Source organism: Hydrogenophaga sp. (assembly GCF_025699295.1).
Taxonomy (GTDB): domain Bacteria; phylum Pseudomonadota; class Gammaproteobacteria; order Burkholderiales; family Burkholderiaceae_C; genus Hydrogenophaga.
In genome coordinates, this window is record NZ_JAILWB010000016.1 from 77,849 (window position 1) to 99,132 (window position 21,284).

Genomic DNA, 21,284 nt, shown 5'->3' on the forward strand with positions numbered 1-21,284 from the left:
GATCTTGTGGTCAACAGGTGCCAAGTGCAATGCCCAGGCGCATCAGGTAGCGGCGATAGGCGCTCGAAACGCGGTCGGCCGGTCCGTGCACCTCGGTCACGGGCGCGGTGCGACCAATCGGCAAGGCGCGTGGCGACTGCGACTCCACCACAGGGCGATCCTGCGCGAAAACCGCGTCCTGGAATGCCACCAACTCCGGGTCGGTTGAGGTGTCGCCCTGCGTGGCCATGACGAACCAGGCCGTGCAGAGTTCGTGTCCGTCGGGCCGGATGAACAGCGCGATGGCATTGCTCACCGGATCGCCGGCGGTGGCTTCCTTGCGCAACATGGCAGTAAAGGGGTGTGGAACGTCGTAGCGGTAGGCGATCCATGCGCCCTTGTCCGCCTGCGCATACGCGCGCGGCTGCCAGGCGTGGGCCTCACGCACCACCAGGCCGACACCCGGCTCGGCCGGCTCTTCCACGGTGCCGGGTCGCACCTGCGCATGGCCGCGTTCACCCAGCCAGCCCTCGTGCACAAAGCCGAAGTGGCTCAGGTCCAGAAAATTCTCCACCAGCCGTGGCGCACTGGTGTTGACCTCATACGGCCCGCACAGCACCACGCGCCAGGCGGGGTCTCCAGCGGGCGTGAACGCGGGCGGATCCCGCAAGCTGGCGTGCAGCGTCTGCTCGGGCGCGCGCAGGCGCACCCACACCAGGCCATGCTGCTCGCGTGCTTCGAACACCTTTGCCACGTGACCCGCCGGGGGCACGAAATCGGGTGCCGCGGGCACGTGCTGGCAACGCCCCGCACCGCCGAACTGCCAGCCGTGGTATGGACACTCCAGACGCGCACCGTGCAGACCGATCAACACCCGCCCCTGCGAGAGCTTCGCACCCCGGTGCGGGCAGCGGTCGGCCCAGACGTGCACCCGGCTGCCATCGTGCGCGCTCTCACGCCAGAGCACCAGCGACTGCCCCAGCAGCGTGCACGCCACAGGCGCCTCGCGCACCTGGTGCGACGCGATCACGGGATGCCAGAGTTGCTGTTCGATCATGGCGATGTCATTCAAACAGAAAAGCCGCCCGGAGGAGGCGGCTTTCGATTCCAGGGCACGGTGGGTCCGGCTCCGCCGGCCCACCGTGCCGCCCCCTTGAGGGGGTCGCGCGAAGCGCGGCGGGGGTGGATCAATTAGGCACTTTGCCTTCGACACCCTTCACATAGAACTTCACGCCACCCAGGAACGCGTCGTCGGCGATGGCGTCCTTGGCCAGCACTTCCTTGCCGTCCTGGCCCACGATCGGGCCCTTCCAGATCGAGTAGCTGCCGTCCTTGAGGCCGGCGCGCACGGCGTCGACCTTGGCCTTGATCTCGGCGGGCACGTCCTCGGCCACCGAAACCATGTCGATCGCACCTTCCTTGACGCCCCACCACACGCCACCGGTGGTCCAGGTGCCTTCCAGCGCGTCCTTGGTGGCCTTGATGTAGTACGGCGCCCAGTTGATCACTGCCGAGCCCAGGTGGGCCTTGGGGCCGTAGGCGGTCATGTCCGAATCCCAGCCGAAGGCGCGCTTGCCCAGCTTCTCGGCGGTCTGCAGCACGGCCGAGGAGTCGGTGTTCTGCATCAGCACGTCGGCGCCGCCGTTGATCAGCGAGGTCGCGGCCTCGGTTTCCTTCGGTGGGTCGAACCAGCCGTTGACCCAGACCACCTTGGTCTTGACCTTCGGGTTCACCGATTGCGCACCCAGCGTGAAGCTGTTGATGTTGCGGATGACTTCAGGAATTGGGATGGAGGCCACCACGCCGAGCGTGTTGGTCTTGGTCATGCCACCGGCGATGATGCCAGCCATGTACGCGCCTTCGTAGGTACGGCTGTCGTAGGTACGCATGTTCTCGGCTGTCTTGTAGCCGGTGGCGTGCTCGAACTTCACGTCCTTGAAATCGGGCGCGACCTTGAGCATGGGCTCCATGTAGCCGAAGGTGGTGCCGAAGATGAGCTTGTTGCCCTGGCTGGCCAGGTCGCGCAGCACGCGCTCGGCGTCGGCGCTCTCGGGCACGTTCTCCACGAAGCTGGTGACGACCTTGTCGCCGAATTCCGCCTCCACCGCCTTGCGACCGTTGTCGTGTGCAAAGGTCCAGCCACCGTCGCCCACCGGGCCGACATAGGCAAACGCGATCTTCAGCGGCTCGGCCTTGGGCGCCTCGGCTGCGGCGGGCGCGGGCGCCGGTGCGGCAGCAGGCGCGGCGACTTCTTCCTTCTTGCCGCAGCCGATCAGCACGGCGCCAGCCAGCGCGCTCAGCGCGGCGACTCTCATCAGGGAACGTTTGCTCAGGTCTGTCATGGAGAACCTCGAAGTTCAGGGGGTGAAGAAAACGGAAAAACTGTACCCAGATGGGTATTCAAGTGGAACGCAAATTATGAACCCGGATAGAACGGTTTCCCGATCGACGTAGGCATGTTGATGCGGATCCAGGTGGGGTTGCGCGAGATCAGCACCAGCACGACGATGGTGGCCACGTAGGGCATCATGGTCAGGAACTGGCTGGGCACGTTCACGCCAACGCCCTGCAGGTGGAACTGCAGCATGGTCACGCCACCGAACAGGTAAGCCCCAAGCAACACACGGGCCGGGCGCCAGGTGGCAAAAGTGGTGAGCGCCAGCGCGATCCAGCCCTTGCCGGCGATCATGCCCTCCACCCACAGCGGTGTGTATACGGTGGACACGTAGGCCCCGGCCAGGCCGCAGAGCGCACCACCGGCCATCACCGCCACCAGCCGGATGCGCCGCACCGGGTAGCCCAGCGCGTGCGACGACTCCGGGCTCTCGCCCACGCTGCGCAGCACCAGGCCGGCGCGCGTGCGATAAAGGAACCAGATCATGAAGATCACCAGCGCCACGCAGACATAGACCATGGGGTGGTGGCGGAACAGCGCCGGGCCAATCAGCGGGATGTCGCCCAGCAGGGGAATCGCGAACTGACCCTGCTCAGGCAGCTTCTCCTGCACGTAGCGGGTGCCGGCAAAGGCAGAGAAACCGGCGCCGAACAGGCTCAGCGCCAGGCCGGTGGCGTACTGGTTGGTGTTGAGCCAGATCACCAGGCCACCGAAGATGGCGGCAAGCAGCGCGCCAGCGGCCATGCCGGCGGCAAAGCCCAGGGTGGTGCTGCCGGTGTGCACCACGGTGGCGAAGCCGGCCAGCGCGGCGCAGAGCATCATGCCCTCGGCACCCAGGTTGACGATGCCGGCCTTCTCGTTGATGAGCAGGCCCAGCGAGGCGATGGCCAGCACCGTGCCCGCATTGAGCGAGGCGGCGATCAGCAGTGCGATGGATTCCATGTCATTTCCTCCAGACGAGGCGGTAGGCAATCAGCGTGTCGCAGGCCAGCAGCGCAAACAGCAGCAGCCCCTGGAACACACCCGTGATCGACTTGGGCAGGCCCAGGCGCGACTGCGCGAGCTCGCCGCCGATGTAGAACATGCTCATCAGGATGGCCGAGAACACGATGCCCACCGGGTGCAGCCGCCCGACGAAGGCGACGATGATGGCGGCGAAGCCGTAGCCCGCCGGCACATAGGGCGTGAGCTGGCCGATCGGGCCGGCCACCTCCAGCGCACCGGCCAGGCCCGCCGCCCCGCCCGAGGTCAGCAGCGCGACCCACAGCGCCTTGCGCGAAGAGAAGCCCGCGTAACGCGCTGCCGCCGGCGCCAGGCCGCCCACCAGCTGGGCGTAGCCCGCGTAGGTGCGGAACAGGAACACCCACACCGCCGCCACGCCGGCCAACGCCAGCAGCAGGCCGATGGTCACGCGCGAACCCTGCATCAGCCGCGGCATCTGCGTGGCCGCCTCGAAGGTCTTGGTCTGCGGGAAGTTGTAGCCCTGCGGGTCTTTCCAGGGGCCATAGACCAGGAAGTTCAATACCTGGATGGCCACGTACACCAGCATCAGGCTGACCAGGATTTCATTGGCATTGAAGCGGTCGCGCAGCAGCGCCGTGATGCCGGCCCAGACCATGCCGCCGAACACACCGGCGGCCAGCACCGCCAGCACGATCCAGCCCCCGGTGGTCTTGTCGGCCATGAGCGCGACACCGGCGGCGAACACCGCGCCGATGATGTACTGGCCTTCGGCACCGATGTTCCACACGTTGGAGCGGAAACACACCGCCAGGCCCAGCGCGATGATGAGCAGCGGCGTGGCCTTGACCATCAGCTCCGACAGCGCGTAGGTGTTCTTGATCGGTTCCCAGAAGAACACCTGCAGGCCGCGCACCGGGTCCTTGCCGAGCACGGCGAACAGGATGACGCCGATCACCACAGTGATGGCCAGCGCCAGCAACGGCGAGGCATAGCCCCAGCGCGCCGAGGGCTGGGGACGGACTTCAAGCCGCAGCATGGGCGCTCTCCTCGTTCTTGTTGTGGTGCGCGGTGTCCCAGAGCCCCGACATCCATTCGCCGATGCGTTCGATGGTGGCGTCCTTGCGGTCCAGGCTGGGCGAGAGCCGCCCCTTGGCGATCACGTGCAGGCGGTCGCTGATCTCGAACAGCTCGTCGAGCTCCTCGCTCACCACCAGCACCGCGCAGCCCGCGTCGCGCAGTTTCAGAATTTCGCCACGGATCTGCGCGGCCGCGCCCACGTCCACGCCCCAGGTGGGCTGGCTCACGATCAGCAGCTTCGGCTTCGCCTCGATCTCGCGGCCGACGATGAATTTCTGCAGGTTGCCACCCGAGAGCGACTTGGCCGCCGCGTCCGGCCCGTTGGCCTTGACCTTGTAGCGCGCAATGATGTCTTCCGCCTGGGCCTTGAGCACGCCGGTGTGGATCCAGCCGCCCGCGCCCAGCGCGTCGCCGCGCGAGAGCAGCAGGTTGTGCGCCAGCGAGAGCGTGGGCACCGCACCGCGCCCCAGGCGCTCCTCGGGCACGAAATGCAGGCCGAGCCAGCGCCGCCGGGCCGGGCCCTGGCGCGACGCGTCCTGCCCGCCCATGCGGATGCTGCCAGCCGGCGCGCGTGTGTCCTCGCCCGAGAGGCAGAACAGCAGCTCGCTCTGGCCATTGCCCGAAACACCCGCGATGCCCACCACCTCGCCCGCGCGCACGTGCAGCGCGATGCCGCTCAGGTGCGTGCCGAACGGGTCGTCGCTCTGCAGCGTGAGGCCGCTGACCTCCAGCACGGCCGCGCCGGCGTGCAGTTCGCGAACCTCCAGCGCCGGCGGTTCGGCGCCGATCATCAGACGCGAGAGCGAGGCGTTGCTTTCCTGGCGCGGGTCGCACACGCCCGTGACCTGGCCGCCACGCAGCACGGTGCAGGCGGTGCACAGCTCGCGGATCTCGTGCAGCTTGTGGCTGATGTAGAGGATGCTGCAGCCCTCCGAGGCCAGCTTCTTCAGCACGATGAAGAGCTTCTCGACCGCCTGGGGCGTGAGCACCGAGGTGGGTTCGTCCAGGATCAGCAGCTGCGGGTTGGTCAGCAGCGCGCGGATGATCTCCACCCGCTGCATCTCGCCCACCGAGAGCGTGTGCACCGGGCGCGAAGGGTCGATGTCCAGCCCGTATTCGGCCGCCTTGGCGGTGATGCTCGCGCTCACCTCGGGCAGCGTGAGCGACTTGTCCAGCCCCAGCCACACGTTCTCGGCCACGGTGAGGGTGTCGAACAGGCTGAAGTGCTGGAACACCATGCTGATGCCCAGCGCGCGCGCCTCCTGCGGGTTTCGGATGTGCACCGGCTTGCCGTTGAACATCACCGAGCCCTCGTCGGGCTTGACCGAGCCATAGATGATCTTCATCAGCGTGGACTTGCCCGCGCCGTTCTCGCCCAGCACGGCATGCACCTCGCCGGGTTGCACGGTGAGCGAGACGCCGCTGTTGGCCACCACGCCCGGATAGCGCTTGGTGATGCCGCTGAGCTGCAATCGTGTGGTTGTCATGGGTCTCCTTCTTTCTTCGTCTTTCGGGTTCGTGCGCTCAGTGCTCGGCGTCGGGGCGCTTGAGCGCCGCGGCCACGCTCTTGACCTGCTCGCGCAGCCAGCGCCCGGCCTTGGAGGCGTGGGTGCGCTCGTGCCAGAGCTGGTAGTACATCATTCGCGGGAACTCCACCGGGCAAGGCAGCACCTGCACCGGCAGCACGCCGGTGAAACGGTCGCAGTACTGGCGCCCGGTGGTCAGCACCAGCAGGGTGCCCGCCACCATGGCCGGAATCAGCCCGAAATGCGGGCAGCGCGCGGTGAGGTTGCGCGTCAGGCCCAGCGTGGCCAGGTGCTCGTCGATGAAGCCGCGCGCCCCGGGGTGGGTGGGCGTGGGCGCGATGTGCTCGGCACCCAGCCAGGCCTCCACGTCCCAGCCGCGCCGCACGGCCGGGTGCTGGCTGGACACCAGGCACACCACCTCGTCGCCGAACAGGCGGCCCAGGTGCAGGTCGTCCGGCGGCTGCGACCAGTTGCCGATCACCACGTCCACATCGCCCTGCGCCAGGTGGTTGCGGTAGTCGGAATCGCGCGAGAGCGGATGGATGTCGATGGTGCAGTTCGGCGCCTGGCTCTTGATCTGACTCACCAGCTGCGGCAGGAACAGCGGGTCCATGTAGTCGCTGGCGGCCAGGCTGAAGCTGTGGTGCGCGGTGGCGGGGTCGAAACTGCGCGCGTCGGAGAACAGCACCTCGGCGCTGCGCAGGATGTCGGCCGCCGGCTCGATCATGCGCAAACCCGCCACCGTGGGCACCATGCCCGAGCCCGAGCGCACCAGAAGGGGGTCTCCGGCGAGTTCGCGCAGGCGCTTGAGCGCCGCACTGACCGCTGGCTGGTACATGCCCAGGCGCAGCGCCGCGCGCGACACGCTGCGCTCGGTGAGCACGGTGTGGAGCACGCGGATCAGGTGCAGGTCAATCTTGTCGAACATGGAGACGTATTTCATACCCTTGTCGTATGCGGTTGAATGGTCTTTTGGGCATTCCGGACATATGGCTGAGCATATGTTGTGCCATGGGTGCAGCGCTATGCTGGCACGCATGACCACCGAAATATCCGCACAAACCCTGAGCTTCCTGCGGCGCGGCCGGCCCGTGACGCTGCACCACGTCGCGCCCGACCGCACCCTGCTGGAGGTACTGCGCGAGGACCTGCACTGCACCGGCACCAAGGAGGGCTGCGGCGAAGGCGACTGCGGCGCCTGCACCGTGGTGCTGGGCGAGGCGGTAAACGGACGGCTGGAATACAAGGCCATCAACAGCTGCATCCGGCTGGCGCACTCGGTCGACGGCATGGCAGTGTGGACCGCGGAAGACCTGGCATCCCCCGCTGGCGAACTGCACCCGGCGCAGGAGGCCATGATGCAGTGCCATGGCAGCCAGTGCGGCTTCTGCACGCCCGGTTTCGTCATGAGCCTGTTCGGCATGTACCAGAACAGCGGCGGCGGCAAAAGCATTGACCGCGCGCAGGCACAGGCCGAGCTCTCCGGCAACCTGTGCCGCTGCACCGGCTACCGCCCCATCCTGGATGCGGCGCAGCAGATGGGCGGCCTGCCCCTGCCCGCTGGCTGCGGCGTGAACGAGGCCGCCACCGTGGCCGCCCTGAAAAAACTCCGGCCCGCGCAGGCGGACCACTACCTGCGCCCCACCACCCTGGCCGCCCTGCTGCAGGCCCGCGCCGCGCACCCGACGGCCCAGGTGGTGGCCGGCTGCACCGACGTGGGCCTGTGGGTCACCAAGATGCACAAGCGCTTCCCGCGCGTGCTGGACGTGACCGCTGCCAGCGAACTGCGCCGCGTGGAAACCTACCCGCACCACATCGCCATCGGTGCGGCCGTCTCGCTGGCCGAGGCCTATGCCGCGCTGGTGCAGGACCGCCCGCAACTCAAGACCTTCGCCCAGCGCTTCGCCGGCCTGCCGGTGCGCAACTCGGGCACGCTGGGTGGCAACGTCGCCAACGGCTCACCCATCGGCGACAGCATGCCGCTGCTGATCGCGCTGGGGGCCAACGTGGTACTGATGCGCCGGGACGCGAAGCGTGGGCAACTCGCCCACCGGGAGATGCCGCTGGAGGATCTGTACACCGGCTACCGGCAGAACGTGATGAAGCCGGACGAGCTGCTGTGCTGGATCAAGGTGCCTCGGCCGCAGGATGGCGAATTCATGCGCGTCTACAAGATCAGCAAGCGCTTCGACGACGACATCTCCGCCGTCTGCCTGGCCATCCGCATGGTGGTGGAGGACGGTGTGGTGACCGCGGTGTCCATCGGCGCCGGCGGCGTGGCCGCCACGCCGGCGCGCGCGCGCCAGACCGAAGCCGCCCTGCTCGGCCAGCCCTGGACGGCCGAGACGGTGCGTGCCGCCACCGCCGCCCTGCGCGCCGAGTTCCAGCCCATTTCCGACATGCGCGCCAGCGCCGCCTACCGCCAGACCGTGCTGGGCAACCTGCTGCAGCGTTTCTGGCTGGAGAGCCAGGGCCTGCAGCACATCAACCTGGACACCCTCAACGCGGCGACGCTGGAGGCACTGGCATGAACGCGCCCGACAAGATCACGGCCCTGACCAGCCCGAGCCCGCGCGCCGCCGGCGTCTCGCGCTTCCACGAAAGCGCGCGCGCCCAGGTGGCCGGTGGTGCCACCTACATCGACGACATCCCCGAGGTGCGGGGCACGCTGCACGCCGCCCCGGTGTGCTCGCCCGTCGCGCACGGCAGGCTGCGCGGCGTGGACGCCACCGCCGCGCTGGCGCTGCCCGGTGTGCGTGGCCTCTTCGGCGCGGCCGACATCCCCGGCGACAAGACCCTGGCCGCCTTCGCGCACGACGAGCCCGTGTTCGCCAGCGAGACCGTGCAGTTCATCGGCCAGGTGGTGGCCGTGGTCGTGGCCGACGACGTGATGACCGCGCGCCGCGCCGCGCGCCTCGTCCAGCTCGACATCGAACCCCTGCCCGCCGTGCTCACGGTGCACGACGCGCACGCGCGGCAAAGCTACGTGCTGCCACCGGTGCACGTGAACCGCGGCGACGCGCAGGCCGCGCTGGCACGCGCACCGCACGTGCTGGAGGGTCGCTTCGAGATCGGTGGCCAGGAACACTTCTACCTCGAAGGCCAGGTCGCCTACGTGCTGCCACTGGAGCAGGACCAGTGGTGGGTGTACTCCAGCACCCAGCACCCGGGCGAGGTGCAGCACTGGGTGTCGCACGCGCTGGGCATTCACAACCACGCCGTCACGGTGGAGTGCCGGCGCATGGGCGGTGGCTTCGGCGGCAAGGAAACGCAGGCCGGCCACCTGGCCGTGTGGGCCGCCGTGGCCGCGCGCCAGCTGGGCTGCGCGGTCAAGCTGCGGCTGGACCGCGACGACGACTTCATGATCACCGGCAAGCGCCACCCCTTCGCCTACCACTACCGCGCCGGTTACGACGAGACCGGTCTGCTCTGCGGGCTGGAGCTGGAGATGCTGGCCAATTGCGGCTTTTCTGCCGACCTGTCGGGCCCGGTGGCCGACCGCGCGATCTTCCATGCCGACAACGCCTACTTCCTGGAAGACGTGGCGATCAGCTCCTACCGCTGCAAGACGAACACCCAGAGCCACACCGCGTTTCGCGGCTTTGGCGGCCCGCAGGGTGTGATCGTGATCGAGCGCATCCTGAGCGACATCGCGCGCCAGCTCGGCATGGACCCGCTGGACGTGCGCCTGCGCAATGTGTACAGCGATGAACCCACCTCGGGGGCCCTTCGACAAGCTCAGGGCGAACGGGGGGTAGCCGTTCGGGCTGAGCCTGTCGAAGCCCTTGCGCGACGCAACGTCACGCACTACCAGATGCAGGTGGAGGACAACATCCTCGAACCGCTCATGACCACGCTGGCGCAGACCAGCCGCTACCGCGAGCGCCGCGGCGAGATCGCGGCCTGGAACGCGCAGAGCCCGGTCATCCGCAAGGGCATCGCGCTCACGCCGGTGAAGTTCGGCATCAGCTTCACCGCCACGCTGTTCAACCAGGCCGGCGCGCTGGTGCACGTCTACACCGACGGCAGCGTGCAGGTGAACCACGGCGGCACAGAAATGGGCCAGGGCCTCAACACCAAGGTGGCCGCCATCGTGGCCGACGAACTCGGCGTGCCGTTCGAGCGCGTACTGTCCACCGCGTCCGACACCAGCAAGGTGCCCAACGCCAGCGCCACCGCCGCCAGCAGCGGCACCGACCTGAACGGCCGCGCCGCGCAGTTCGCCGCCCGCCATGTGCGCGACAACCTCGCCGCCTTCGTCGCCGGCCTGGACGGCTGCGGCGCGGGTGCGGTGCGCTTCGAAGGCGGCCAGGTGATCTCACCCAGGACCACCCGTGCATTCAATGACGTGGTGAGCGCCGCGTACGCCAACCGCATCCAGCTCTGGAGCGACGGCTTCTACCGCACGCCCAAGATCCATTACGACAAGACCACCCTCACCGGCCGGCCGTTCTACTACTTCGCCTACGGCGCGGCGGTTACCGAGGTCGCCATCGACACCCTCACCGGCGAAAACCGCGTGCTCAAGGTCGACATCCTTCACGACGTGGGCCACAGCATCAACCCGGCCATCGACATCGGCCAGATCGAAGGCGGCTTCGTGCAGGGCATGGGCTGGCTCACCACCGAGCAACTCGTCTGGAACGACAAAGGCTACCTGCAGACCCACGCCCCCAGCACCTACAAGATCCCCGCCACCGGCGACGTGCCCGAACACTTCAAGGTCGAGCTCTGGCCCGAGCCCAACCGCGAAGACAACGTGCACGGCAGCAAGGCCGTGGGCGAGCCCCCGTTCATGCTGGCGATCAGCGTGTTCGAGGCGCTGCGCGACGCGGTGGCCCAGGCGGGCGGCCAGCCCGAGGGGATGCATGCGCCGGCAACGGCGGAAGAGGTGCTGAAGGCCCTGGGTTGAGGCGGATCACGGGAATCGAACGACCCGATGGAGGCGTCCGAGGCCCGGCCGCACGGGTCAGGGGAGCGCCTTCAACCGCTCGATCAGCGCCACCGCCGCGGCCGGCGCGCGCTCCTTCGCGCCGCTGATGAAGAACATGAACACGTCGCGGGCACCCACCTTTGTGCCTGGCTTGTCCACGCGCGGTACGTCGGCGGGCTCGCCACCGGAGGCCCAGGTCCTGGCGGCCTCGGCCCAGCGGTCCAGCGCTTTCGGCGCATAACCGGTTTTCACCTTCGGGTCGGTGCGCATCATGCGCGCGTAGACGAAGTCGCCGGTCAGGTCGGCAAACGAGGGGTAGTCATCCGAATCGGTGAACACCGTGGCGCAGCGGTGCTTGCGCGCGAGCGCGAGGTAGGCCGGGTCCATGAAGCTGGGGTGCCGCACGTCCAGCGCATGGCGCAACGGCAGGCCATCCACCTGGTCGGGCAGCAATTCCAGGAAGGCCTCGAAGTCCGACGGGTCGAACAGCTTGGTCGGCGCGAACTGCCACACGATCGGTCCCAGTTTGGGTCCGAGCTCGCTCAGGCCGCTGCCGATGAAGCGCTCGATCGACCCGCCCGCCTCGGCCAGCACCCGGCGGTTGGTGGTGAAGCGGTTGGCCTTGAGCGAGAACACGAAGCCGTCCGGCGTCTCGTCGCGCCACTTCGCGAAGGTCGGCGGCTTGAAGGTGCTGTAGTAGGTGCCGTTGACTTCGATGGCCGTCAGTTGCGTGCTGGCGTAGGCCAGCTCCTTGCTGTGCGCGAGACCCCTGGGGTAGAAGTTGTTGCGCCAGGGTTCGTACGTCCACCCGCCGACACCCGACCTGATCGTGCCCGACACCGCTGCCTTCCTGGCCATTTGCGCTCTCCTTGAACAGGTTTACACCACCGACTCCGCCGGATTCTGCGCCCCACGCGCAGTCTGGTCGTTTGGGTGGCGGAATCATGTCTGCCTTCGTGGCGGGCGCGGTGTCGGGTGTGCCGATTGCCGTGCCCGGCTTCGTCCTGCGCCGTACAGGCTTGGGACCGGCTGAAGGGCGTGGTACCGTTTGAAGCCGTATTCAACATGATGAACCGACGTACATGCCCCTTGCCTCGCTGAAGGACCGCATTGAATCGCTGGTCTGGACACCTGCCCGCGACACCGGCTTGCTGCGGCTGGCGCGCACCGTCCTGATCCTGGGCCGGGACCTGGCCTTCGGGCAGCTCACGCTGCGTGCGATGGGCCTGGTCTATACCACGCTGCTGTCCATCGTGCCGCTGCTGGCGCTGAGCTTTTCGGTGCTCAAGGCATTTGGCGTCACGAACCAGATCCAGCCGATGTTGCTGAACCTGCTCGCGCCGCTGGGCGAGAAGGGCGGCGAGATCGCACTGCGCATCACCGGGTTCATCGAGAACATGAACGTCGGCGTGCTCGGCGCGGTCGGCCTTGCGCTGCTGCTGTACACCTCGATCTCGCTGATCCAGAAGATCGAGGAGTCGCTGAACTTCATCTGGCACGCGCCGCGCACGCGCCCGCTGGGCGAACGGTTCACGCGGTACCTGACGGTGCTGATGGTCGGCCCCATCCTGGTGTTTTCCGCGCTGGGCGCCACCGCGACGCTGATGAGCATCGAACTGGTGCAGGGGCTCATGGAGCTCGACGTGTTGAGCCAGCTGGCGCAGGCGCTCAGCCGGCTGGTGCCCTACCTGCTGATCACCGCGGCCTTCACCTTCATCTACCTGTTCATGCCCAACACGCGCGTGCGCCTGTGGCCGGCCCTGGTGGGTGGTGCCGTGGGCGGTATCGCGTGGCAGACGGCAGGCTGGGCCTTCGCGCTGTTCATCGCCACCTCGAACAACTACGCGGCCATCTATGCCAGCTTCGCGATCCTGATCCTGTTCATGATCTGGCTTTACCTGAGCTGGCTGGTGCTGCTGTTCGGTGCCAGCGTGGCGTTCTACGTGCAGCACCCGGAGTACCTGTACCTGCGCGGCGGCGAGCCGCGCCTGAGCAACCGCATGCGCGAGCTGCTGGCCCTGGCGATCATGGAACGGGTGGCCAGGCGCTTCATTCACGGTGAGGCCGCTCCGTCGCAGGAAGCACTCACCCAGCACCTGAAGGTGCCGGGGCATGTGCTGATGGTGGTGCTCGACGAGCTTGAGCGCAAGGCGCTGGTGGTCGCAACAGCCGATGAGCCGTGCGTGTACCTGCCGGCGCGCAGCCCGGCCCGCATCCTGCTGGCCGAAGTGCTGGACGCGGTGCGCGCCGCCGACGAAGACGGCTTCCTGTCACCCTCGGTGGTGCCGACGCCGGCCGCGGTGGACGGGCTGGTCACGCAGCTGCAGCAGGCGGCGGCCAGCTCGCTGGCCGGCATGAGCCTGCACGACCTCGTCCAGCAAGGCGACGGCGCGCAGGCGAGCCCTTCGTCAGCGACTCAGGCTTGAGCGCGCACACGGGCTCACGCCGCCTGGCTGCCCAGCCGCCGCACCTGCGCCACCCAGCGCTGCACTTCACCCGCCTTGGGCTCGCTCGCCGGCCCCAGGTGGGTCAGCCGCGCCGGCTTGAGGCCGACGAACTCCAGGATCTGCCGGCGCAGTTGCCAGATCAGTGCGTTCTTGTAGGCCAGCCGCATGAACCAGCCGGGCGTGTCGGACGTGACGACCACCCGCGCGGTGCGGCCGGTGAGCATGGGCCTGGGCAGCCCGATGAGGGTCTTGCTGCGGGTGTCGAAGGCGCGCCCGGGCAGCAGCGTCCGGTCGAACAGGCCCTTGAGCTTGGCGGGCAGGCCGCCCCACCACATGGGCGTGGACATCATGAAATGCTCGCTCCACGACAGGTCCTGCAGCAGCTGTTCCAGCGCGGGTTCCAGCGGCTTGGGGTCGTCGAAGTTGCCCCGGCCATAGTCGGTGTCGAAGTGCAGATCGTGCAGGTGGGTGAGGCGGACTTCGTGCCCGGCCTGGCGCGCGGCGTCGGCGTAGGCTTCGACCAGGGTTCGCGAGAGCGAACGTTCGGCCGGGTGGCCATTGAGGATGAAGATGCGCTTCATGGGGTTGCTCCTGTAAAATTGACCGGAGTCAAATTTATAGCGCTTATTTTGACCATGGTCAATTTATTTTGACTTCGGTCACTTTTCTTGTGCAGCACGCCCGATGAAAAAAGCCGTTCAGCAACGCACCCTTGACACCCGCGCCCGCCTCACGGCCGTGGCGCACGAACTCGTCACCCAGAAGGGCTTCGAGGCCCTGCGCATCGAAGAGGTGGTGCTGGGCGCGGGGGTGGCCAAGGGCACCTTCTTTGCCCATTTCAAGGACAAGGACGAGCTGATGGACCTGCTCATCGGCGAGCGCATCAGCGCCCTGCTCGACCAGATGGCCACGCGGCCCGCCCCGCGCGACGTGGACCAGCTGGTCAAGCGCCTGCTGCCGGTGGTGGACCTGATGGCGTCCGAGCGCTATGTGTTCGACGTGATCCTGCGCCGCTCGGGCGCGGCCGCCCTGGAAGAGATCGGCCCCATCGCCCTCACCTTCGGCCGGCTGGAAGAGATCGTGGGCCAGTGGCTGGAACAGGGCGCGTTCCGCAAGGATGTGCCGAACGACATCCTGGTCGAGGGGGTGGAAGCCTTCCTGGTGCAGACCCTGGCGCTGAACTTCTGCGCCCTGCACCGCGACAAGCGCATGAAGGACCGGCTGCTGCCCTACCTGCGCGCCTGGCTGGCGCCGGTGGGCCGCTGAGGCGCGGCGTTCGCGCCGCCAGCAGTGCTCAGGCGCCGCTGGCCTTCTTCAGCACGGCGTACAGCTCGTCCTTGATCTGCAGCTTCTCGCGCTTGAGCGCTTCAATCTCGAGCTGGGTGGCCACCTCGGTACCTTCCTCCATGTTCCAGATCTTCTGATCGAGTTCGTTGTGTTTGTCGAACAGGCGCGTGAAGTGGTGGTCCTTGTGCTTCAGGCGGGTGATGAGGTCTCGGTACTCTGGAAACATGGGAATGCCTTTCTCCGTGGGTGGCTGCGGGACTTGCGAAGGCGTGGGATGCTGTGCAGGCTCCAGCGTTCCATGGCGCCCCCAGGGACATGTTGCGCGCAGCCACCCCGCGCAAACAAGTGCTTTCCGATCAAATGGACCCATTTCGGGTCATTTTTTGATCCTGTCGGGAACTCATGACCGTGCAGACCGAGCCTGCCACGTCGACTGCCGGGCGGGCCGCTTCACCTGCTGTCTGCCGGGCAGAGAGACCCACGTCGAACGGTTTCCGGACCGAGCCACTGCATCGACGTCGCAGCAACTGGCATCAGGGCGCGAACAGGAAGACAATCGGGCCCGGAGGCGAGGGATCCACTTTTTCAAGGAGATCACCATGCAACACCACGCCATGCCACCCGACCTGGCCCTGGCCGACCATCCCAAGACCTATTCGGACCCGGAACTCAAGGAATACGCCGACGAACAGGCCGAGGACATCCTCGAATCGATCGTCCAGTACATGCCGCTGGCCCTGCCCCTCATGGCAGCCATCCTCATCTTCATGCTGGCCTTCATCGCCGTGTTCATGGCCTGACGGCGCCCCGCGCGTCCGTGGCACACTTGGCGCGCCCTTCGCGGGCGCATCCCTTCCCACGTGCCACCATGCAGTACTCCGTCTCCCACCACAAACTCAAACTCATCCTGGCCGCCCACGGCCTCAAGCCGGGCGACGCCGGCGGCATCGACACGCTGTTCGGCGGCAAGGACGGCTACTACTGGTTCGGCACCGTGCGCGACATGTGCCCGGAGGGCAAGACGCTCTCCTGGGACAACCAGTACGCGCTGGTCAACGCCATCCAGGCGCACGAGAACGCCACGGCCGAAGAAGACGAAATGAAACCGCAGGTGCCCAGCGCGGCGAACATTGCGGCGTTGTGCAAGCTGCTGGCGGATCCGATCTGAGGGTAAGCGTGCCCGCCGTTACAGGCGAATGCCGCCAGAGACTTCGGGCCCTTATCCAGCGAGCAGCTTGACGATGGTGTAACCCACCATGACCAGCACCGCGATGGAACCGATGCTCCAGAACGTGGCGCGGACTTCGTGAAGCTGCGCCGTCGCATACGCCAGGAAATGTGCCGCCCTTGCGGCGACGTATCCCCAGATGAGTATCTGCGCCAGAAGCAGCGGCGGAGCAGCCATCACGAAGAGGAGCCCGGCGACCAGGAAGGCAGGGATGCTCTCCAGGTCATTGAGATTCAATCGACGAGACCGCTCGACGTACTCGTTCGGCTCCAGCTGTGCAAGGCTCGGCGAAGGATTCATCGGGCTCTTCTTCGCATCTTCAGGATTGCGAAAGCCCGCGTTGACCTTCATCATGCGAACGACCGTCATCCACGGCTGAAGAAGCAGCTTCAGCAGCATGATGGAAGCGGCCAATGCATAGGTCCAGAAAACCGGATTCTCAAGGCTTAGCGCTGACGCCATACAGACATCTCCAGTGAGTTGGGAAGCGGCACTGTGCCGCCTGCCGGCCGATTGACGGGTTAGGCCACGCGTTCAAGCGCGGCAACAGGATAGATTTGTACTGAGCCTGGGTGAGACTCTGATTCGACGGCATAGCCTTCAGGGGTCAGTTTTGTGCAATACCAGCCGACAACGTGACCCTGCCAAGAGGCGCCTGACTTCTTGCGTACGCGATCTCCCAGGCTAAACGTGGCGCGAAATGGGAGCGCAAACTGGTCAGCTGCTGGAGGACTGATTTCCTTATCGCTTTGATCCATCTCCAACCTTTCTTGTGAATGCCTCAAGGGTATCTGGTGATCCACATCTACCACTTGTTTGGGCGAACGTGGGTTTTGTCTGCAGTGAGCTGCCAGGAACTGCGCCGCTAGGCGTTGGAACCAAAACTTTCTTGGCAGGCTAAGACGCTCAAAGCGCCAACTCTCCCCTGCGGGGCCAAACGCACTGTATCTCGCAGAACCTGCGGGATAAGCTGGACGGTGCGGGATATTCTGGTCACGTCTTCCCCCTGAAACGTTGAAACTTCAAGGGCTCAATCCAGCGGCCACGGCAACTCGCGCTGAAGCGCCGGCACTTCAACCGGGCGCGCCGGCGGTACCCCCTGGTCCAGCCCGCGCCACCAGGGCATCACCACGGCATCTGCATGGGCGGGCTCCACCGCTTCGCCCAGGCGCGGCATGAGCAGTGGCACACCTTGGGCGGGCGCCAGCCGCAGCAGGGTCTCCGCCGGTTCGTCCCATTCGTGCATCGCCAGGCTGAAGGTGCCCCAGTGCACCGGCAGCAAGGCGCCGCCGCCCAGCAGCGCGTGGGCCTTCAGCGCATTGGCGGGCCCCAGGTGGATGTCGCCCCAGGCGGGGTGGAACGCGCCGACTTCGAGCATGATGAGATCGAACGGGCCGAGGCGCTCGCGGATCGTGGCGTATTCGGTGGTCAGCCCGGTGTCGCCGCTGAAGAACACGCGGTGGCGGTCGGTGCCCATCACCATGGACGACCACAGCGTGGCGTTGCGGTCCTTGAAGCCGCGCCCTGAAAAATGCTGCGACGGCGCGGCGGTGATGGTGAGGCCTGTGCCGGGCACGCGATGGCTTTCCCACCAGTCCAGCTCGGTGATGCGCTCGGCCGCCACGCCCCAGGCCTGCAGGTGGGCGCCCACGCCGAGGGAAGTGACGAAGGGCACCGCGCTGTGCCGCGCCAGCGCGCGGATGGTGGGGTAGTCCAGGTGGTCGTAGTGGTCGTGCGAGATCACCACCACGTCCACCTCGGGCATCTGCCGCAGGCGCAGCGGCACGGGCTGGAAGCGCCGGGGCCCGAGCAGGCGGAACGGCGATGCGCGTGTGCCCCAGACCGGGTCGGTCAGCACGCGGTGGCCGTCGATCTCGATGAGCACGGTGGAATGCCCCAGCCAGGTGGCGCGCAGGCCGCTTTGCACGGGCCGGCTCCAGCGCTCGCGCGGGTCCAGCGCGGGCAGCGGGCCGTCCGGGGTGCGCCGCCCGCCGGAACTCAGGAATTCCTTGAGCGTGGGCCGGGGCACCGTGGGGTCGCGCAGGCCGGGCGTGATCGGGTGGATGTTGCGAAAACCCGTGCCGTTCCACAACGGGGACGCGCGCATGCGTTCGAGCCGTTCGCCCTGCGCGCGCTTGCCGAAGCTGTTCATGCGGCGGCGCGCCTCACTGCGTGCCGAAGATGCGGTCGCCCGCGTCGCCCAGGCCGGGCAGGATGTAGCCGTGGCTGTTGAGCTCGCGATCGATGGCGGCGGTGTAGATCGGCACGTCCGGGTGCGCCTTGTGCAGCGCGGCAATGCCCTCGGGGCAGGTGAGCAGGCAAACGAACTTGATCGACTTGGGCCGGCATTCCTTCAGGCGGTCCACCGCCGCGATGGCGGAGTTGCCGGTGGCCAGCATCGGGTCGACCACGATCACGTCGCGCTCGTGCATGTCCTTGGGCATCTTGAAGTAGTACTCCACCGCGGTGAGCGTCTTGGGGTCGCGGTACAGGCCGATGTGGCCCACGCGCGCGCCGGGCACCACGCTGAGCATGCCGTCCAGGATGCCGTTGCCCGCGCGCAGGATGGAGACGAACACCAGCTTCTTGCCGTCGATCACCTTGCAGGTGGTGGTCTCCAGCGGCGTCTCCACCTCGATGTCCTGCATCGGCATGTCGCGCGTGACCTCGTAGGTCATGAGCATGGCCATTTCATTGAGCAGGCGGCGGAAGCTGTTGGTGCTGGCGTCCTTGCGGCGCATGAGGGTGAGCTTGTGCTGCACCAGCGGGTGGTCGATCAGATGGACGTCGTTGGAGGTCATGGTGGGTGGGTGGTGGCGAAGAAGCGGGAGAGGTCAGAACACCGTGCCGTCGCTGGCGATGTGCAGCGGGGGCGCGCCGCCGCGCAGGCGCTGCGCGAGCAGGCGGCCGGCGGCCCAGGTGCCGCCTTCTAGCACGCAGGCCAGCGGCATGCGCTCGGGTGGCAGGCCCAGTTCGGCGCGCACCAGCGGCGCGAGTTCGTCGAGCAGGGCCACGGTGAGCGCGCGCCATTCGACGATGAAGACGTCGCCCGCCGTCCAGACGCGGGTGGCGTGGTCGGGCGGCAGCGGGCGCAGCACACCGGCGTCGATCAGCAGGCCACCGTTGCGGTACTCGGGCAGGCCGGTGAGCGCGTCCGGGCCGCGCACGGCCACGCCCGCCCACTCGAAGGGCTCCAGCAGCGAGTAGGTGAGCCACTGCGACAGCTTGTGGAACGGCATCCAGCCGTGCGTGAGGCCTTCGCCCGGCACGTCCAGGTGGCGCCAGCAGTCGCCCAGGGCTTCGCTGTCGATCGCGTTCTGCGCCGGCCAGATGTCCGAGAGCGTGGTCAGCAGCAGGTCCAGCAGCTCGTGCACCTCCACGGAGGGCACGGGCCCGCCGCCCAGCGGGTGCAGCAGCGCGTCGAACAGGCCGCCGGGCCGGCCCAGCGGGCCGTAGGTGCCGGGCTGGCGCGCGAGCACCGCGCCCAGGCGGCGCAACAGGTCGGCGCGCCCCTCCAGCCCCACCAGCGGGTTGGCCTCGCTCACCTGGAAGGCCTCGCCCAGCTGCGCCGTGGTCAGCGCGCTCAGGCCGGCCGCGTCCACCTGCAGGGGCTGCTGCGGGTCGCTGGAGAACAGGCCGCTGGTGAAGGCATGGAAGCTCGCCACGCCCAGGCCTTCGGAGCGCGAGAAGGTTTGCGCGCTGGCCGCTTCGGCGTAGCGCCAGTCGGCGCCCGCGCCGGCGTCGAGCAGCACGCTCACCAGCGCCAGGTCGATCTGCGCCCGAGCGCGCGCGGCCGCGTCCACCGGGCCCAGCAGCGCGTCCAGCTGGCCCGCGCGGTCCACCTGCCCGGCCTCGAAGTGGCGCCAGCGGCTGTGGTACGGGATGCGCAGGTCCGGGAAGCGCGCGCGCGTGAGTTCGGCCACCGTGCGCGCCGCGCCCGCCAGCGCGCCGTCGTTCACCGCGAAGTGCCGCGAGCGGCCCGCGCGGGCACGCGCCAGCAGGAAACGCGCGCGTTCGCGCACCGCCACGGTGCTGCGCAGCGCCTGCGCGGCACCGGCCGGTGTGGAGGTGTCGGGCGTGCCTGCGGGCACGGATTCGGCGAAGCGGGTCATCCGTTGAGCGCCCGCCCCTTGGCGAGCTTGAGTTCCTCGGCGTCGGGCACGGCGCCGGGCGTGAAGTAGCCCGCCGCCATCTTGGCGTCCATCTCCACGCGCGCGTCGGCGGGAATGAGTTCGTCCGGAATGTTGACGCGCACGCCCACCTCGATGCCCGAGCCGGTGATGGCGTCGTATTTCATGTTGCTCATGGAAACGAGGCGGTGGATCTTCGTCACGCCGAGCCAGTGCAGCACGTCGGGCATCAGCTCCTGGAAGCGCATGTCCTGCACGCCGGCCACGCACTCGGTGCGCGCGAAGTACTGGTCGGCCGTGTCACCGCCCACCTGGCGCTTGCGCGCGTTGTAGACCAGGAACTTGGTCACCTCGCCCAGCGCGCGGCCTTCCTTGCGCGAATAGGCCACCAGGCCCACGCCGCCGCGCTGCGCGCCCTGGATGCATTCCTCGATCGCGTGCGTCAGATAGGGCCGGCAGGTGCAGATGTCCGAGCCGAACACGTCCGAGCCGTTGCACTCGTCGTGCACGCGCGCGGTCAGCTCCACGTCGCGGTTGGCCAGGTCGCGCGGGTTGCCGAAGATGTAGACCGTCTGCCCGCCAATGGGCGGCAGGAACACCTCCAGGTCAGAGCGGGTGACCAGCTCGGGGTACATGCCGCCGGTTTCCTCGAACAGCACGCGGCGCAACTCGGCCTCTGTGCAGCCGAAGCGCCTGGCCACGCCGGGCAGGTACCACACGGGCTCGACCGCCACCTTGGTCACCACCGCCGCTCCACCCGGCGTGAGGAACTTGCCATCGGGCTGGAGCCGGCCCTTCTGCAGCGCCTCGATCACCTCGGGCAGGATCACGTGCGCCTTGGTCACGGCAATGGTGGGCCGGATGTCGTAGCCGGCTTCCAGTTCGTTCGAATACACGTCGGCGATCACCGCGCCCCAGGGGTCGAGGCTGACGATCTTCTCCGGGTCGGCCCACTGCGGATAGGGGCCAATGATGTCGGTGGGCGCGGTGTTGGTCAGGTCGGCGCGGTGCTCGCGCTTGAGCGCGCCCGCGGCCACGGCCAGCGCGCGGTACACGCTGTAGCTGCCGCTGTGCGTGCCGATCACGTTGCGGTTGCCGATGGTGAGCGTGGTGCCCACCACCGGCCCGCGCTCGCGCGCCGTGGCCGCGCCCCACTGGATGGGCAGGCCGCCGAAGCCGCCCGAATGCGAGGTCAGGCGGATGTGGCGCGGATGCGGCGATCGGGGCGACGCGGGGACCGCGTCGATGCCGGCTGCGGGAGTGGAAGAGTCGTCGGACATGAGACACCTTGTATTGCGCCATGCGGCGGGCATGGGGCT

The 21,284-nt window shown here is 67.8% G+C and carries 21 protein-coding genes; 6 read left to right on the forward strand and 15 right to left on the reverse strand.

What is annotated here, in order from left to right; all coding sequences use genetic code 11:
* Positions 1–10: 10 nt before the first annotated feature.
* The 6 genes from K5880_RS17210 to K5880_RS17235 form a co-directional block, all read right to left on the reverse strand.
* Positions 11–1,036, reverse strand: coding sequence for an aromatic ring-hydroxylating dioxygenase subunit alpha (locus tag K5880_RS17210; protein WP_297655081.1), 1,026 nt, complete (start codon positions 1,034–1,036; stop codon positions 11–13).
* Between the two features lie 130 nt (positions 1,037–1,166).
* Entirely contained in the window at positions 1,167–2,321 is a 1,155-nt protein-coding gene (locus K5880_RS17215; RefSeq protein ID WP_297655084.1) for a BMP family ABC transporter substrate-binding protein, read from the reverse strand.
* Positions 2,322–2,395: 74 nt separating this feature from the next.
* Positions 2,396–3,316, reverse strand: a complete 921-nt coding sequence (locus K5880_RS17220; protein WP_297655086.1) for an ABC transporter permease — start codon at positions 3,314–3,316, stop codon at positions 2,396–2,398.
* A 1-nt stretch (position 3,317) separates the two neighbouring features.
* Positions 3,318–4,373 carry an ABC transporter permease gene (locus K5880_RS17225; RefSeq protein ID WP_297655089.1) on the reverse strand — a complete coding sequence of 352 codons (1,056 nt, stop codon included), beginning with the start codon at positions 4,371–4,373 and terminating at the stop codon, positions 3,318–3,320.
* The gene (locus tag K5880_RS17230; RefSeq protein WP_297655092.1) at positions 4,360–5,901 is read right to left on the reverse strand and encodes an ABC transporter ATP-binding protein; all 1,542 of its coding nucleotides are present in this window, start codon (positions 5,899–5,901) and stop codon (positions 4,360–4,362) included. Before K5880_RS17230 ends, K5880_RS17225 begins: the two co-directional genes overlap by 14 nt.
* A gap of 37 nt (positions 5,902–5,938) precedes the next feature.
* On the reverse strand, positions 5,939–6,883 hold the full coding sequence (locus tag K5880_RS17235; RefSeq protein ID WP_297655095.1) for a LysR family transcriptional regulator: 945 nt from the start codon (positions 6,881–6,883) through the stop codon (positions 5,939–5,941).
* Between the two features lie 94 nt (positions 6,884–6,977).
* Between K5880_RS17235 and xdhA the strand changes: the two genes are divergently transcribed.
* Together xdhA and xdhB are read left to right on the forward strand one after the other, a co-directional pair.
* Positions 6,978–8,471 (forward strand): xanthine dehydrogenase small subunit, encoded by a 1,494-nt coding sequence (gene xdhA, locus K5880_RS17240; RefSeq protein ID WP_297655097.1) that lies wholly within the window; start codon positions 6,978–6,980, stop codon positions 8,469–8,471.
* Positions 8,468–10,852 (forward strand): xanthine dehydrogenase molybdopterin binding subunit, encoded by a 2,385-nt coding sequence (gene xdhB, locus K5880_RS17245; RefSeq protein ID WP_297655099.1) that lies wholly within the window; start codon positions 8,468–8,470, stop codon positions 10,850–10,852. The genes xdhA and xdhB overlap by 4 nt, the downstream gene beginning before the upstream one ends.
* Before the next feature lie 57 nt (positions 10,853–10,909).
* On the opposite strand, the gene K5880_RS17250 is transcribed toward xdhB, so the two are convergent.
* Positions 10,910–11,731 carry a DUF72 domain-containing protein gene (locus K5880_RS17250; RefSeq protein ID WP_297655101.1) on the reverse strand — a complete coding sequence of 274 codons (822 nt, stop codon included), beginning with the start codon at positions 11,729–11,731 and terminating at the stop codon, positions 10,910–10,912.
* Positions 11,732–11,955: 224 nt separating this feature from the next.
* Here K5880_RS17250 and K5880_RS17255 point away from each other — a divergent pair, with 224 nt between their 5' ends.
* The gene (locus tag K5880_RS17255) at positions 11,956–13,299 is read left to right on the forward strand and encodes a YihY/virulence factor BrkB family protein (RefSeq protein WP_297655103.1); all 1,344 of its coding nucleotides are present in this window, start codon (positions 11,956–11,958) and stop codon (positions 13,297–13,299) included.
* A gap of 14 nt (positions 13,300–13,313) precedes the next feature.
* Here K5880_RS17255 and K5880_RS17260 read toward each other — a convergent pair whose 3' ends face one another.
* The gene (locus K5880_RS17260; protein ID WP_297655106.1) at positions 13,314–13,901 is read right to left on the reverse strand and encodes an NAD(P)H-dependent oxidoreductase; all 588 of its coding nucleotides are present in this window, start codon (positions 13,899–13,901) and stop codon (positions 13,314–13,316) included.
* Between the two features lie 103 nt (positions 13,902–14,004).
* On the opposite strand from K5880_RS17260, the gene K5880_RS17265 reads away from it, so the two are divergent.
* Positions 14,005–14,586 carry a TetR/AcrR family transcriptional regulator gene (locus K5880_RS17265; protein ID WP_297655109.1) on the forward strand — a complete coding sequence of 194 codons (582 nt, stop codon included), beginning with the start codon at positions 14,005–14,007 and terminating at the stop codon, positions 14,584–14,586.
* A 28-nt stretch (positions 14,587–14,614) separates the two neighbouring features.
* Here K5880_RS17265 and K5880_RS17270 read toward each other — a convergent pair whose 3' ends face one another.
* Positions 14,615–14,833 carry a YdcH family protein gene (locus tag K5880_RS17270; protein WP_297655110.1) on the reverse strand — a complete coding sequence of 73 codons (219 nt, stop codon included), beginning with the start codon at positions 14,831–14,833 and terminating at the stop codon, positions 14,615–14,617.
* A 373-nt stretch (positions 14,834–15,206) separates the two neighbouring features.
* On the opposite strand from K5880_RS17270, the gene K5880_RS17275 reads away from it, so the two are divergent.
* A complete protein-coding gene (locus K5880_RS17275; protein WP_297655209.1) occupies positions 15,207–15,407 on the forward strand; it encodes a hypothetical protein in 201 nt (66 codons plus the stop codon).
* A gap of 68 nt (positions 15,408–15,475) precedes the next feature.
* Positions 15,476–15,775, forward strand: a complete 300-nt coding sequence (locus K5880_RS17280) for a hypothetical protein (RefSeq protein WP_297655113.1) — start codon at positions 15,476–15,478, stop codon at positions 15,773–15,775.
* 51 nt (positions 15,776–15,826) lie between these two features.
* Here the strand turns inward: K5880_RS17280 and K5880_RS17285 are convergent, their stop codons facing one another.
* The 6 genes from K5880_RS17285 to K5880_RS17310 form a co-directional block, all read right to left on the reverse strand.
* Positions 15,827–16,297: an MAPEG family protein gene (locus K5880_RS17285; RefSeq protein ID WP_297655116.1), complete on the reverse strand. Its 471-nt coding sequence runs from the start codon at positions 16,295–16,297 to the stop codon at positions 15,827–15,829.
* A 59-nt stretch (positions 16,298–16,356) separates the two neighbouring features.
* Positions 16,357–16,593 carry a trimethoprim-resistant dihydrofolate reductase DfrB gene (gene dfrB / locus K5880_RS17290; protein WP_297655119.1) on the reverse strand — a complete coding sequence of 79 codons (237 nt, stop codon included), beginning with the start codon at positions 16,591–16,593 and terminating at the stop codon, positions 16,357–16,359.
* Between the two features lie 272 nt (positions 16,594–16,865).
* Entirely contained in the window at positions 16,866–17,987 is a 1,122-nt protein-coding gene (locus tag K5880_RS17295; RefSeq protein WP_297655122.1) for an MBL fold metallo-hydrolase, read from the reverse strand.
* Between the two features lie 13 nt (positions 17,988–18,000).
* A complete protein-coding gene (gene upp, locus K5880_RS17300; RefSeq protein WP_297655125.1) occupies positions 18,001–18,636 on the reverse strand; it encodes a uracil phosphoribosyltransferase in 636 nt (211 codons plus the stop codon).
* Between the two features lie 33 nt (positions 18,637–18,669).
* Positions 18,670–19,947 carry a URC4/urg3 family protein gene (locus K5880_RS17305; protein WP_297655128.1) on the reverse strand — a complete coding sequence of 426 codons (1,278 nt, stop codon included), beginning with the start codon at positions 19,945–19,947 and terminating at the stop codon, positions 18,670–18,672.
* Positions 19,944–21,245 (reverse strand): GTP cyclohydrolase II, encoded by a 1,302-nt coding sequence (locus K5880_RS17310; protein WP_297655132.1) that lies wholly within the window; start codon positions 21,243–21,245, stop codon positions 19,944–19,946. Before K5880_RS17310 ends, K5880_RS17305 begins: the two co-directional genes overlap by 4 nt.
* Between the last annotated feature and the right edge of the window lie 39 nt (positions 21,246–21,284).

Excerpts from the sequence above, each read along its gene's own strand:
- K5880_RS17210 (WP_297655081.1), bottom strand. The coding sequence starts at position 1,036 with ATGATCGAACAGCAACTCTGGCATCCCGTGATCGCGTCGCACCAGGTG.
- K5880_RS17215 (WP_297655084.1), bottom strand. The coding sequence starts at position 2,321 with ATGACAGACCTGAGCAAACGTTCCCTGATGAGAGTCGCCGCGCTGAGC.
- K5880_RS17220 (WP_297655086.1), bottom strand. The coding sequence starts at position 3,316 with ATGGAATCCATCGCACTGCTGATCGCCGCCTCGCTCAATGCGGGCACG.
- K5880_RS17225 (WP_297655089.1), bottom strand. The coding sequence starts at position 4,373 with ATGCTGCGGCTTGAAGTCCGTCCCCAGCCCTCGGCGCGCTGGGGCTAT.
- K5880_RS17230 (WP_297655092.1), bottom strand. The coding sequence starts at position 5,901 with ATGACAACCACACGATTGCAGCTCAGCGGCATCACCAAGCGCTATCCG.
- K5880_RS17235 (WP_297655095.1), bottom strand. The coding sequence starts at position 6,883 with ATGAAATACGTCTCCATGTTCGACAAGATTGACCTGCACCTGATCCGC.
- xdhA (WP_297655097.1), top strand. The coding sequence starts at position 6,978 with ATGACCACCGAAATATCCGCACAAACCCTGAGCTTCCTGCGGCGCGGC.
- xdhB (WP_297655099.1), top strand. The coding sequence starts at position 8,468 with ATGAACGCGCCCGACAAGATCACGGCCCTGACCAGCCCGAGCCCGCGC.
- K5880_RS17250 (WP_297655101.1), bottom strand. The coding sequence starts at position 11,731 with ATGGCCAGGAAGGCAGCGGTGTCGGGCACGATCAGGTCGGGTGTCGGC.
- K5880_RS17255 (WP_297655103.1), top strand. The coding sequence starts at position 11,956 with ATGCCCCTTGCCTCGCTGAAGGACCGCATTGAATCGCTGGTCTGGACA.
- K5880_RS17260 (WP_297655106.1), bottom strand. The coding sequence starts at position 13,901 with ATGAAGCGCATCTTCATCCTCAATGGCCACCCGGCCGAACGTTCGCTC.
- K5880_RS17265 (WP_297655109.1), top strand. The coding sequence starts at position 14,005 with ATGAAAAAAGCCGTTCAGCAACGCACCCTTGACACCCGCGCCCGCCTC.
- K5880_RS17270 (WP_297655110.1), bottom strand. The coding sequence starts at position 14,833 with ATGTTTCCAGAGTACCGAGACCTCATCACCCGCCTGAAGCACAAGGAC.
- K5880_RS17275 (WP_297655209.1), top strand. The coding sequence starts at position 15,207 with ATGCAACACCACGCCATGCCACCCGACCTGGCCCTGGCCGACCATCCC.
- K5880_RS17280 (WP_297655113.1), top strand. The coding sequence starts at position 15,476 with ATGCAGTACTCCGTCTCCCACCACAAACTCAAACTCATCCTGGCCGCC.
- K5880_RS17285 (WP_297655116.1), bottom strand. The coding sequence starts at position 16,297 with ATGGCGTCAGCGCTAAGCCTTGAGAATCCGGTTTTCTGGACCTATGCA.
- dfrB (WP_297655119.1), bottom strand. The coding sequence starts at position 16,593 with ATGGATCAAAGCGATAAGGAAATCAGTCCTCCAGCAGCTGACCAGTTT.
- K5880_RS17295 (WP_297655122.1), bottom strand. The coding sequence starts at position 17,987 with ATGAACAGCTTCGGCAAGCGCGCGCAGGGCGAACGGCTCGAACGCATG.
- upp (WP_297655125.1), bottom strand. The coding sequence starts at position 18,636 with ATGACCTCCAACGACGTCCATCTGATCGACCACCCGCTGGTGCAGCAC.
- K5880_RS17305 (WP_297655128.1), bottom strand. The coding sequence starts at position 19,947 with ATGACCCGCTTCGCCGAATCCGTGCCCGCAGGCACGCCCGACACCTCC.
- K5880_RS17310 (WP_297655132.1), bottom strand. The coding sequence starts at position 21,245 with ATGTCCGACGACTCTTCCACTCCCGCAGCCGGCATCGACGCGGTCCCC.